Consider the following 12,570-nt stretch of genomic DNA (forward strand, 5'->3'; position numbering starts at 1 on the left):
TATCCATAGGGCATAGACCCAGCAAAGGAGCATGGCTGACGTCCACCTCATGGGCAGGCTGAACGAAGGAATTTAGGCTACGAGCCAGCGAGACATGGGAGGGTGCGCCCCCGTGAGAAACGTGGATTCCGATGGCCAAAATATGGAAAACAAGGACGTAGTGTAATAAGTGGCAACCCTTATATTCCATATATTTGAATATCTGTAATTTAGAGGCCTGCTTTGCGGAACAAGCTCATTTTTGAAAGAATGAATTTCTAAGAATGAGGGAGAAAAACGAAGAAATTTAAAGATTATAGAGGGAGGTTACCAAATTGCATAAAAGTCATGGAACTTGTGAAGAGTGTCAAATATGCGGTAAAAAGGATGCGACGACGGTGTGTACTTTTATCATTGATGAGAGCGGTAAGAAGGAAACGGACTGCTGGTGTGTATGTGAGGAGTGTAAGGACAAGCTGAAAGAAGGAGTTCATGATTATTACCGGGAAATGATTCGAGAAAGAGCTAATAAAAGAAGAGACGAAGTTACTTCTAAGTAAAAAAAACCGTGGCGATGGCCACGGGTTAACTTTCAATTCGACGAAGTTTACTAATTAGGCGATAAAATTCATCATGATCTTTTCTGTCCAGGGCATGGTCAATTTCATTAAGGATTTCCTGCCGGGCCAAATGCTGCCAAATATACTGCAGGTTTTGTACCATCTCGCCGTCTACATCAGCTTCAATATTAACATGGACACTTTCCTCAGGCAGGGAAGGGCGGTCGGGATATGCCAGACATATATGAATGTATTCATCGTGGGGCAGATTGAGCATGGCTCTATATGCTTCTAGGGATTGACTATAATGCATGCCGTCTATGCGGCAGATAAAAGGAAAGGCACTTGTCCCCTTAGCAGCAATCTGCAATGCATTGTCCTTGTCTGAGATGTCATCCGTAAAAACTACCTGCTCCAGTAATTGAGGATTTTGGCTGATTTTTAATAGCAGTCTCGAAGCCCGCATTCTTTTTAAGCGGAAGTTTAAGAACCACTGGATATACTCTTGTCTGTACTTCAATTTGTTCACTGCGCATCACCTCTTCTGTCAGAAGGAATTATGTATCATTCTAAATTATTAGAGGTTTTTTCTTAATTTCCTTTCGGTAAAGTTTGGCAAAAAGTTTACAAATGTTTTACAATTATAAAAGGAAATAGCGGCGTCAAGCGGAAAATGATTAGTAGTAATGTTCGATGAAGGGGTGATTAAGTGAACCTCAGGGAGCAGTCAGAAAAATGGGAACACCAACATTTGTTACCGAATGCGGCTTTTAGTGATAGGTCAAAGGGGAGGGTAAGGGATGATGAACCCTGCCCAGTGCGCACAGTGTTTCAGCGGGACCGTGATCGGATTATTCATTGTAAGGCCTTTCGGCGCCTAAAACATAAGACCCAAGTTTTTCTTGCACCGGAGGGCGATCACTTTCGTACCCGCTTGACTCATACATTGGAAGTATCACAAATCGCGCGAACTGTAGCCAGGGCGCTGCGGCTTAACGAAGATTTGACCGAGGCCATTGCTTTGGGACATGACTTGGGGCATACTCCCTTCGGTCATGCCGGTGAAGATGCCCTAGATAAGGTTTATCCGGGTGGTTTCGAACACAACCGTCAAAGCTTGAGAGTGGTAGATAGTCTGGAACAGGGGAAAGGATTAAATCTTACTTTTGAAGTGCGTGACGGGATATTAAATCATACCGGTCCTGACCGACCCATAACCTTGGAAGGACAGATTGTGAAAATTGCCGACCGCATTGCCTACATCAACCATGATATCGATGATGCCATCCGTGCTGAAGTCATTCGGGAGGAACAGCTCCCGCGAGAATGCACCGCTATGATTGGAAAGCATCATCGTGAGCGTATCAATACAATGGTGACAGACATGATTATGAACAGCTCAGACAAAGACCGTATATCTATGAGTGACGAGGTATGGCAGGCTACAGATAAATTGCGGACCTTTTTATTCGAAAATGTCTATATTGGCTCGCCAGCTAAAGCAGAGCAGGATAAGGCGGTGCGGATGCTGCAAGCTCTATATCAATATTACAGCGAAAATCCGGACAAACTGCCGCCTGGCTGGGAGCAGGATGGCGCTTCTCAAGCAGCATGTGATTATATTGCCGGCATGACGGACAGGTATGCCATTAAACTATACCAGCAGTTATTCGTACCCAGAGGGTATCACATGTAGGAGAAGATAAAGACTGGAATAAATAAGAAGCAAAACACTCTCTTCGCGGTCAAGCTATTTAGACACTGACTAGGTATCTAACAGGAGTGTTTTGCTTCTTTTGTATATTACCCCAAAGATGCGGCTTTTAATCACGAATTACTATAAAAATAATTTAAAAAACTAGGCTTACGCCAAGACTTTGGCTCAGGGCGGAAGCCTAGTTGCAGTAGCTGTCAGAAAGTTATACCTTCTGATATACAAAAAAGGTGAAACCAAAACGGTTTCACCAAAATTAAAGGGAGGTTTTTGCAAATAATATAGCAACCATCTATCATAGAGTATATCATATAGTGATATACTAGTCACATAGAAACTAATGGAAAAGTGCTAGGACTTGTTCTTTAAAAAGGGACTAAGTAAGGGGAGGAGCACGCCAGTATAAAGGACATAACCAGTGGTTCCTATAAGAAGCAATAGTAGTAATAAAGCCAGGATTTTATCCATAAAATCACCTCAACAGTATTTTTACCCAGGGAATTTAAATTATGCCCCGTCCGTACGTTAAATGAAGTGAAAACAAGTAAAAATATTGTCGATTTTAGGGAGGAGAAATTTTCCTGAGAAAGAATATAACCAGGATGCGGAGGGTGAAGGGTCATGTTTGTAAGAATATTTATCGATGGCGATGCCTGTCCTGTTAAGGCGGAGACAGTTTCCTTGGCAGACGAATATAAGCTGGAGGTAATCCTGGTGGCCAGTGTTTCTCACCATCAACATATGCCGGGAGTAAAGCTGGTACAGGTGGATAATATGCCCGAAGCAGCGGATATTGCTATCGTTAACCGATTGGAGAAAGGTGATATTGTGGTCACTCAAGATTACGGCCTGGCTTCATTGGTGCTGGCTAAGGGTGCATTGGCTCTTTCGCCCCGCGGAAAAGATTTTAACCATAGCAATATTGATATCTTACTGACAGAGAGGCACATGTCTGCTAAGGTTCGCCGGGCAGGAGGTCGAACCAAAGGACCTGCTCCATTTACCACGGCAGATAAGGAACGATTTGCCAGTGCCCTGCGAAGGCTCATTGAGGGCGGCTATTAAGGAAGGAATTAAAAGCTTTGTGGCGAAATTAAAATAAAAGAGCAATTAAAGGTTAATGTGGTGGTCTGCAGTGACGCGGTTTATACCGGAACATACAATAGAAGAAATCAGAGATAGTATTGATATAGTTGCGGTGATTAGGGACTTTGTCGCATTGACGCAGCGCGGTCGAAATTTTGTCGGTCTTTGCCCTTTTCACAGTGAAGATACGCCTTCTTTCACGGTCAGCCCGGAGAAACAAATGTGGCACTGCTTTGGCTGCGGTGAGGGTGGCAATGCCTATACCTTCTTGATGAAGCACGAAAACATTACCTTCCCTGAAGCGGTAGAGCGCTTGGCGGATCAAGCAGGAGTAACCCTTCCTGAACAGGAAGAACCCGACCCTGAAGAAAATAGGCGACATAGCTTGCGCCAGCGAATATATGAAATAAATCGTATCGCTGCACGTTGGTTTTATCGCAATTTGCGTGAGCTCCCTATTGCTGAAAATGCCAGGCGGTACCTCGATAAACGGGGATTAAGCAGGAAAGTCCAGGATAGTTTTGGCTTGGGCTATGCCCCGGATGGCTGGGAGGGTTTGCTCAAACACCTCAAAGAAAAGGGTTTTGAGGTGGAGGATATTTTTCAGGCCGGATTAATATCGGAAAGAAAGGGCCAGAGCGGTCATTACGACCGTTTCCGCAGCCGGATTATATTTCCTATCTTGGATGCGCAGGGCAGAGTTACCGCCTTCGGCGGCCGGATCACCGGAGAGGGCGAACCTAAGTATCTTAATTCGCCGGAAACGCCGGTATTCCATAAGGGACGCATGCTTTACGGCCTCAATTGGGCAGCTAAAACTATTCGCGCTGAAGATCGGGTGGTGATAGTGGAGGGCTATATGGATGTGATTGCAGCCCATCAATTTGGTGCTTTCAATACAGTGGCGTCCCTGGGTACTGCTTTTACCCCCGAGCAGGGGAAATTATTGATGCGCTTTAGTAAAAATATTTCTATTGCTTACGACTCTGATACTGCCGGTGCTAAGGCGACCATGCGAGGTTTAGATATCCTGCAATCTCTGGGTGCTAAGGTGCGGGTGGGTCAGCTGCCGGAAGGGATGGACCCCGATGATTATTTGAGGCGTAAAGGCATCGATGAATTTCAACGGTTAGTTGCCACAGAAGCACTTTCTTTAATCGAATATAAGCTTGCTTTGGCTATGAAGGAGTATGACATCGGCTCCATCGAAGGACGGGTAGCAATAGTTAATTTTCTGGTGCCTGATCTTGCGCGGTTAAAAAGTGCCGTGGAGAGGGAAGAATATATTCGATTGGTTGCTGAGCGGTTGGACCTGTCTCCGGAAGCGGTGCAGACGGAAATTCGCTTACATTCAAGAAATAGCGAAAATAATAGAGTAAAAAAGGATAAAATAGGCAAAAATAGGCATAATGACAGTCTCGTGCGGTATAACGCAGAAACGCCTCGGGTGGGAATGGAACGGCAGCTTTTGCAGCATATTTTACGTGATGCCAGACAGGCTCAGATAGTGTCAAAAGTCATTATGCCTGAAACATTATCCGACGGCGGTGTTAGAGAAGTTTTAAACTTGTTGACAAAGATAGATTACGCCGACGGCGTACAGCCGGCAGTGTTAATGGATAAACTAAGCGAAGCGGGTCAAAAGACCCTTTCTCATGTGATGGTCAGCGACGAAAAACGCTTGGATAAATTCGAGCACCTGTTGGAAAAGTTGAACTTATTTCAGGTAGACCGCATGCTGGAGGAACTGGAGCAGGGCCTGAAAGACATTGAAAAACAAGGCGGATTCATGGATATTCAAAAATTCCTAGTAAAGAGCTTTGTTTTATTGCAGGAAAATGACATTTTAAGAAGAATTAATATCAAACGGCACTAACCCGGAAGGGGGGAAGAGAGATGAAAGAACTGCTGCTAAAAAGCGAGAATATACTAAAACTAGTCGAACAGGGTAAGAAACGTGGCGTCCTAACTTATAAAGAAATTATGGATGCTCTTGAAGGCATAGACCTCACCCCCGAAGAAATAGATGAGTTTTATGAATATCTTAACAAACAGGGTATCGAGGTGCTGCCTGAAGAAGGCGCAGAAGAGAAAGACAAAGATGACGAAGGCAATGATGTAGGCCTGGATCTCTCTGTTCCCGAAGGCGTGGGTATCGACGACCCGGTGCGGATGTATCTGAAGGAAATTGGCCGGGTGCCGCTTTTGACTGCTGATCAGGAAGTGGATCTGGCACAACGCATGGAACAGGGAGAAGAAGAAGCCAAGCGCCAACTGGCGGAGGCCAATCTTCGTCTAGTAGTAAGTATCGCTAAAAGATATGTAGGCCGAGGAATGTTATTTCTGGACCTTATTCAGGAGGGTAACCTAGGCCTGATTAAAGCGGTGGAGAAATTCGATTACCGCAAAGGTTATAAATTTAGTACTTATGCTACTTGGTGGATTAGGCAAGCAATTACTCGGGCTATTGCCGACCAGGCCCGAACTATCCGCATTCCAGTGCATATGGTGGAGACCATCAACAAATTAATTCGTGTGAGCAGGCAGCTGCTGCAGGAATATGGCCGCGAACCAATCCCGGAAGAAATCGCTCATGAAATGGATATTTCTGTTGAGCGGGTCCGGGAAATAATGAAAATTGCCCAAGAACCGGTATCTTTGGAAACCCCTATTGGCGAAGAAGAAGATAGTCATTTGGGTGACTTTATTAAGGACGAAGATGCACCGGCACCGGCAGAAAAAGCATCATTTATGCTGCTTAAGGAGCAGCTGGAGGAAGTACTGGACACCCTTACCGAGCGTGAGGAAAAGGTACTGCGTTTGCGTTTTGGATTAGATGATGGTCGTTCTCGTACACTGGAAGAAGTGGGCAAGGAATTTCATGTCACCAGGGAGCGCATTCGGCAGATTGAGGCCAAAGCACTACGTAAATTGCGTCATCCCAGTCGTAGTAAAAAACTGAAAGACTATTTGGAATAAAATCACTGTTGACCAGCGTGAAATAATGTTTTATAATAGTTTTTGTCTTGAGCGCTCCTCGATAGCTCAATGGTAGAGCATTCGGCTGTTAACCGAAGGGTTGCTGGTTCGAGTCCAGCTCGGGGAGCCAATTTATTTAAGGGTTCACCGCAGGCTTAAGCGCAGGTAAAAAAAGGGTTTGCACTTTTCATCAAATCTTGGTATAATATTTATTGCGCTTCAAAAATTGGGCCTATAGCTCAGCGGTAGAGCAACCGGCTCATAACCGGTTGGTCCCAGGTTCGATCCCTGGTGGGCCCACCAAAACAATTCACATAGCATGGCCCGTTGGTCAAGGGGTCTAAGACACCGGCCTTTCACGCCGGTAACAGGGGTTCGAATCCCCTACGGGTCACCATTAGGGCGATTAGCTCAGCTGGGAGAGCACCTGCCTTACAAGCAGGGGGTCGGCGGTTCGATCCCGTCATCGCCCACCATAAACCACCTTTAAGGTGGTTTTTTTCTCTACTTTAAAGGATTTTTTCTTTATTGGGTATAATACTGAAGATAAGGTAGATGTGGAGGTAATTCATCATGAAACTTTCGCTGCGTTTAAGCACTATTGCAGCATACATCCCATCAGGCAGTAAAGTCGCAGACATTGGTACAGACCATGCCTATTTGCCTGTCTACTTGGTGAAACAGGGTATTTGCCCCGGCGTGATTGCTGCTGATATCCATAATGCCCCTTTTCAGAGTGCGCTGCGTACAGTGGAAAGCTTTTGTCTGGGAGATAAAATATCAGTCCGTTTGGGCGATGGCCTCAAAGTATTGCGTCCCGGTGAGGTAGAAACCATAGTCATTGCCGGTATGGGCGGAAATACCATGGAGCAAATTTTTTCTCGGGCTCCTGAAGTGATTAAAGACGTACGCCGATTGGTGCTTCAGCCCATGACCGATACGGAAAAAATCAGGGAATGGCTTTGGGCCAACGGCTGGATATTGTTGGATGAAGATTTGGTAGCCGAAGACGGCAAACTTTACGAGTTTTTAGTAGCAGAGCCGGGCAGAGAACAACCAAAGGACTCGCTGATCGGGCCCCGGTTGATAGAGAAACGTCACCCGCTGCTAACCAAACTTTTAGAACAAAAAGAGAAACAATTGGCCGGGATACTGGCCGGGGTAAGTAAGAGCACCGACTCGTCTACCCGAGCACAAATCGGCGAATTGCAAGAGCAGCTTGAAAAGATAGAGAAGGTGAAAAAATGGTTGACTGCAGAACAATCTGCGAATTAATTGAAGAATTGGCTCCACCTGCACGAGCGGAGCAATGGGACAATATCGGTCTCCAGTTGGGGGAACCGGATGCCCTAGTGAAATCCGTCTTGGTATCATTAGATATTGAGAGCCAAGTGGTGGAAGAGGCGGTGGCCGAGGGCGTGGATATGATTATCGCCCATCATCCATTTTTCTTTAAACCCATTTCCCATCTTCGGACAGATCAGCCCTGGGGCAGCATGGTTAAAAAGCTGCTAAAACATGATGTGATGGTATATATAGCTCATACTAACCTGGATAATGCTGATGAGGGCATTAATCATTACTTAGCGGATTATCTAGGTCTCAAAAATGCAGCTGTACTGGCTCCTGCTGACGGGCAGAAATTATACAAATTAGTGGTGTTTGTACCTAAGGATAATGTAGATGCAGTGCGTGGAGCCATTAGTGAAGCCGGTGGAGGTTGGCTAGGAAATTATTCTCACTGTACATTTCAGACACTTGGTGAAGGATCATTTAAACCATTAGGCGGAACAAAGCCCTATATCGGTCAGGTAGGGGAGCTGGAACGGGTAGCAGAATATCGATTGGAGACCATCGTATTAGCTGATAAGTTAAGCCGGGTTTTAGAGGCCATGACCGAGGCCCACCCATATGAGGAAGTGGCCTATGACGTATATCCGTTGGCCAATGAAGGCAAACCTTACGGACTTGGTCGCGTGGGCGATTTGGCCGAAGCGGAAAACCTAGAAGCTTTTGCCCGCCGGGTCAAACGAACTCTGGGCTGTGAGCAAGTGCGGGTGGTTGGCGATATCCAACACCCTATGACCAGAGTTGCCGTTTGCGGCGGTTCCGGCGCTTCTTTGGTAGACCATGCCCTACGCCAAAAGGCCGATGTATTGGTTACCGGAGACTTGAAATTTCACGAGGCCCAAGATGCAGTGGCCAAAGGATTAGCTATAGTGGACGCAGGCCATTACGCTACAGAGAGAATTATCGTGCCGGTGTTGGCCAGGTATCTGCAGGAAAAACTAGACAGCACAAAAGTGATTATGTCCCAGGAAAACACAAATCCTTGGCAGCATTTTTAGATAGGAAAGCCCCATGACGGCTCCTATCTTTTTTATTTTTATTTTTATTTTTATTTGGACACACTCCCGGAAATATTTCTTATTTACGGGCTTGAGTTTTTTATAACATAAAAGGGGGAATAATATGAGTGGGTTAGAAAAACTATGGCAGGCGCAGAACAAGCTAAAAGAATATAAGCAGGTCAAACAACAGGCAAAGGATGAAAGCGTGCTGCCTGTGTTAAAGGCGAAGAAGGCCGAACTGGAAAAGAGAATGCAGCAGTTAAAAAGTAAAAAGGAACAGTTAAAACAATTAGAGAAAGAAATTAAGTCTGGCGAAATGAAATGCTCCTCATTAACAGACAAGGTGAAGGAATTACAGTCAGAGCTTTATAACGGTGAGCACAATAACCCTAAAGAGCTGCATGGCTTTGAACAAAAGCTGAAACAGACGAAAGAAGAGCTTTCTTCATGTGAGGACAGAGTATTGGAAATTAGTCAAGAGCAAGAAGATTTATCTAATGCCATTGAAGAAATAAACGCTCGGCTAACCAACGAAAAGAATGCCTACAAAGAACAGGTAAAGGAATACGAGCAGTGGAAGAAAGAAATCAAAGCGCGGCAGGAGAAACTCCAGAAGGAAGCAGATAAGATGATGGGTAAAATTGATGCGGAACTAATGGAATTATACCAACTCAAATCCAAACGCTTGGGTGACATCGTGGTATCTCGGGTGGAAGACGGGTCCTGCAGTGGCTGCCGGATAAATATTTCGCCAATGGTACTTAAGGAAATTAAGCAAGCGCAGCACAAGCATATAACCTGCGAAAGCTGCGGCCGGTTGCTATTTTACAAAGAATAATTAATTCATCGGCTAGTTGACTGCAGCGAAATATTACTGGCAGCAATTACTATTGATTGTCCTTATTAGACCTGTTATACTAAACATCCACGCTGAAAGGCGCGGTATACAAAAATAATAACTAAATAAGCAATTGAGTAAACCTAGTGATCGCAGGTACATGCCGCAAGGCCGTACTTGAGGAAAGTCCGAGCTCCATAGGGCAGGGTGCTGGATAACGTCCAGTGGAGGCAACTCTAAGGAAAGTGCCACAGAAATTAAACCGCCCGGTACTCAGCAGAGTAAGTAAGCTAGATGCAGCAATCATTCAGATGACATCTAAGTTAAGCATCCAGGCAGATGCCGCAGTAGACGTATTCAGCTTATGTTTGCTTACTCTTCTGAGTACCGGGTAAGGATGAAACGGTGAGGTAAGAGCTCACCAGCAGTTAGGTGACTAACTGGCTTGGTAAACCCCACCTGGAGCAAGACCTGATAGGGGGACGCTAAAGGTAGCCCGCTTGTCCCCGGGTAGGTCGCATGAGGTGTTAGGCAACTAACATCCCAGACAGATGATCACTCACGACAGAACTCGGCTTATGGTTTGCTTGATTGCTATTTTTTCTTGTTTTGGGAAACTGGGAGTGTATATCTATACATTAGCCCAGTTTTTTTTATAACAAGGATAAGTTTGTATTTCCTTACCCTAATTCCCCAATTTCTCGCCTACGGGAGTAAATATACCGCTAGCGAATTTGATTTAATTTTTGAAAAGCAAGAAGGAGAACGGAAATTTAAAAGAAAATGAAATTAGACGCTTAGCACAAACATGTGTCTAACATTTGGGGAGCACTTCAGTTATGACAATGCATGTGCTGAATCCTTTTTCGCTACGCTGAAAAAAGAACTTGTACACAGGAGGCATTTTAAGACTCGATCTCAAGCAAGTCTAGTTATTATTGAATACATGATTCATGGTATAACTCCAAACGAATTCATAGTCATTTAGATGACCTGTCTCCGCTTCAATTTGAGCAGCAATACTATGAAAGTCTACGCTTCCCAGCAGCCTAGATCACATTAAAAATGAACTGGCCAGTAATCTTGTGAATAAGAGAGAAAACGAACGCTTTTACGTGTCCGGCTAGCCTATAGCGCTCCAGACAATGTTTAAGCTTGCAGGTCTTTTTAAAAGTGCGAGAGAGGCACACCGAGTTTTTGTTATGATCGTTGGGGATTAAAATATATAGTTGAGTTAATTCGCTTTTTTTCTTGCTTGGAGACAATACAGCAAGCCAAACTATCCCCTGCTTACTCCACATTCAGCGCTGTTATTGTTTAGCGGAACAGCAATGACATACTGTGTGTTAAAATGTAAAAAACATTTGACATCCATTCTTTCAGCCACTATACTGCTTTACATTAGAACCTGGATTCCCGCCTACTCATAACGAGGAGGGTGGAGCAACGCCCAAGCCTATATAGATCTCCTTCTGTTTCTCAAGAAGCTCACCAACACGCAGTTTTTGCCCTGGCGCTTCAAAACATTCGATGACGTCAAGTTTATCTAGGGCACTCTGCAAGGTATAACTTTTGAATAAATCCGTCTCCTGCATCTGCTTTTTGATGTAAGAAAGATAGATGAGAGCCACAAACTCTACAAAAAGTTTACCGTCAAGGCTTTGCTCCGAGGAAACCAATGTGCGGCGCATGTTCAGTCGTTCCTTAAGGTTGCCAAATGCTTTTTCAACCACATCCTTATTGCGGTAGAGCTCCAGCGCGGTAATGGCATCCATTTTTTCATTAGTCAAAAGGGCAAAGAATCCATAATACCGTTTTGCTTTAGTAACGGCATGTTCATTGGCGGTGACCTTTGTCCCTCGTTTTGGCGTAGTTTTCGTCTCGAAATACTTTTTATAGAGGTTTTCATGTTCAGGAACCCTCTTACCTGACTCCAGTTCATGGCGCAGTGCGATTAACTTTCGGTCAAAGGCTTTTTCGTCTTCAGCTGCTTTATCAATGTTGTAATAATAGTGAATGTAGATGCGCCTGGGTTCTGAGAGGGTGTCCCCTTTATACGGACGGTACTGTGTATAAAGCCAATTAGTCTGTACTGTATGGCAATACAGCTCGTATTTCTCGCTATAGTGTTCAAATATACGAAACTTATCGTAGATGAGGTCCAATTCTTTCCTGATAAAAGCGAGGGATATTTTTACGGAGATCAGGAATTTCAAGTGTTCTTTAAAGAGGGCATTGATATTATCTTGACTATAGAAGCCTCTGTCCATAACCAGCTTCACTTTGGAAAAACCAAGGACATCCAAATCAGCAAGTAAATTCTTAATTGTTTTGGAATCAGGAATGTTTCCAGCCAGTTTGCGGTAATAAAAAGGAAGGTTGGACCTTTCACCGAACACTAACGCCAGGTTCAGTTGAGCCAGTGGATCGCTCTCTTTATTCTTGCCGTATTGCACTTGGCGTAGATGTTCAGAATAGCTGGAGATGGAAGTAATGTCATATGCCCAGAACTCCTTTTCTGTCCGCCGTTTCCCTTGCAGCTGAAAGAATTTGTTCTTTGCTTCTTCGGTGATGGATGTGAAGAGTTCGCTGCTTCGCTGGGAGGTTATGTTCTTACCGTAAGGATGCTTATGTAAGCTGCTCCATTTTTCAAAACGATAGAGGGGGTTTTTATCCTCAAGAATCAGGTAATACACAATCGAAAGAATTTGCCAATAAATACTTGGAAAACAGTGTTTCAAATCCTCGGTAATGCTGAGCTTTTCACCAATAGCGTCCAGCAGATACGTTGCTCCGTAGAAGGACCTTGATGTTTGAATAGATGGGACAGGGCCTCTTTGGAGAGGCGCAGGCACTTCTTTCTTTTTCCGGCCTCTGCCGTCTGTCGGGACTATCTCTTTGGTTTCATTGTCTACCCGGCCGATGAGCGTCCTTTTTGCCCGGGATTGCTGCTTGTCCTTATCCCAGTAAGAAACGGATTCATAGGCGTATGTAATCCCTGATCGCTTATCTGTCTGATAGACGATGGCTGCCATTCAGTTGCACCTCCTCGTTATGTATATT

12 protein-coding genes, 4 tRNA genes and 1 other RNA gene are annotated in these 12,570 nt (G+C 44.7%); 15 read left to right on the forward strand and 2 right to left on the reverse strand.

Annotated elements, in window-relative coordinates; genetic code table 11:
* Positions 1–314 precede the first annotated feature (314 nt).
* Entirely contained in the window at positions 315–539 is a 225-nt protein-coding gene (locus tag MFMK1_RS05715) for a hypothetical protein (RefSeq protein WP_366924175.1), read from the forward strand.
* A gap of 25 nt (positions 540–564) precedes the next feature.
* Here MFMK1_RS05715 and MFMK1_RS05720 read toward each other — a convergent pair whose 3' ends face one another.
* Positions 565–1,068 carry a YpiB family protein gene (locus tag MFMK1_RS05720; RefSeq protein WP_366924176.1) on the reverse strand — a complete coding sequence of 168 codons (504 nt, stop codon included), beginning with the start codon at positions 1,066–1,068 and terminating at the stop codon, positions 565–567.
* Positions 1,069–1,248: 180 nt separating this feature from the next.
* Between MFMK1_RS05720 and MFMK1_RS05725 the strand changes: the two genes are divergently transcribed.
* From MFMK1_RS05725 to MFMK1_RS05790, 14 genes are all read left to right on the forward strand, one after another.
* On the forward strand, positions 1,249–2,235 hold the full coding sequence (locus tag MFMK1_RS05725) for a deoxyguanosinetriphosphate triphosphohydrolase (protein WP_366924177.1): 987 nt from the start codon (positions 1,249–1,251) through the stop codon (positions 2,233–2,235).
* Positions 2,236–2,874: 639 nt separating this feature from the next.
* Positions 2,875–3,318 carry a YaiI/YqxD family protein gene (locus MFMK1_RS05730; protein ID WP_366924178.1) on the forward strand — a complete coding sequence of 148 codons (444 nt, stop codon included), beginning with the start codon at positions 2,875–2,877 and terminating at the stop codon, positions 3,316–3,318.
* A 70-nt stretch (positions 3,319–3,388) separates the two neighbouring features.
* Positions 3,389–5,215, forward strand: a complete 1,827-nt coding sequence (gene dnaG / locus MFMK1_RS05735) for a DNA primase (protein WP_366924179.1) — start codon at positions 3,389–3,391, stop codon at positions 5,213–5,215.
* Between the two features lie 20 nt (positions 5,216–5,235).
* On the forward strand, positions 5,236–6,318 hold the full coding sequence (gene rpoD / locus MFMK1_RS05740; RefSeq protein WP_366924180.1) for an RNA polymerase sigma factor RpoD: 1,083 nt from the start codon (positions 5,236–5,238) through the stop codon (positions 6,316–6,318).
* A 55-nt stretch (positions 6,319–6,373) separates the two neighbouring features.
* Positions 6,374–6,448, forward strand: a tRNA-Asn gene (locus tag MFMK1_RS05745).
* Positions 6,449–6,546: 98 nt separating this feature from the next.
* Positions 6,547–6,621: transfer RNA gene (locus MFMK1_RS05750), tRNA-Ile, on the forward strand.
* An 18-nt stretch (positions 6,622–6,639) separates the two neighbouring features.
* Positions 6,640–6,715: transfer RNA gene (locus MFMK1_RS05755), tRNA-Glu, on the forward strand.
* A 3-nt stretch (positions 6,716–6,718) separates the two neighbouring features.
* A tRNA-Val gene (locus MFMK1_RS05760) sits at positions 6,719–6,794 on the forward strand.
* A 97-nt stretch (positions 6,795–6,891) separates the two neighbouring features.
* Positions 6,892–7,593, forward strand: a complete 702-nt coding sequence (locus MFMK1_RS05765) for a tRNA (adenine(22)-N(1))-methyltransferase (protein ID WP_366924181.1) — start codon at positions 6,892–6,894, stop codon at positions 7,591–7,593.
* Complete coding sequence (locus MFMK1_RS05770; protein WP_366924182.1) at positions 7,563–8,666, forward strand: Nif3-like dinuclear metal center hexameric protein; 1,104 nt, start codon at positions 7,563–7,565, stop codon at positions 8,664–8,666. The genes MFMK1_RS05765 and MFMK1_RS05770 overlap by 31 nt, the downstream gene beginning before the upstream one ends.
* Positions 8,667–8,790: 124 nt before the next feature.
* Positions 8,791–9,507: a zinc ribbon domain-containing protein gene (locus MFMK1_RS05775; protein ID WP_366924183.1), complete on the forward strand. Its 717-nt coding sequence runs from the start codon at positions 8,791–8,793 to the stop codon at positions 9,505–9,507.
* A gap of 134 nt (positions 9,508–9,641) precedes the next feature.
* An RNA gene (gene rnpB / locus MFMK1_RS05780) (RNase P RNA component class A) lies at positions 9,642–10,101 on the forward strand.
* A 214-nt stretch (positions 10,102–10,315) separates the two neighbouring features.
* Entirely contained in the window at positions 10,316–10,495 is a 180-nt protein-coding gene (locus MFMK1_RS05785) for an IS3 family transposase (RefSeq protein ID WP_366924184.1), read from the forward strand.
* A complete protein-coding gene (locus MFMK1_RS05790; RefSeq protein ID WP_366924889.1) occupies positions 10,480–10,560 on the forward strand; it encodes a hypothetical protein in 81 nt (26 codons plus the stop codon). The genes MFMK1_RS05785 and MFMK1_RS05790 overlap by 16 nt, the downstream gene beginning before the upstream one ends.
* 371 nt (positions 10,561–10,931) lie before the next feature.
* Here the strand turns inward: MFMK1_RS05790 and MFMK1_RS05795 are convergent, their stop codons facing one another.
* Positions 10,932–12,542 carry an IS1634 family transposase gene (locus tag MFMK1_RS05795; protein WP_366924185.1) on the reverse strand — a complete coding sequence of 537 codons (1,611 nt, stop codon included), beginning with the start codon at positions 12,540–12,542 and terminating at the stop codon, positions 10,932–10,934.
* Positions 12,543–12,570 lie beyond the last annotated feature (28 nt).

The sequence above is a fragment of the Metallumcola ferriviriculae genome (assembly GCF_035573695.1).
GTDB lineage: Bacteria > Bacillota > JADQBR01 > JADQBR01 > JADQBR01 > Metallumcola > Metallumcola ferriviriculae.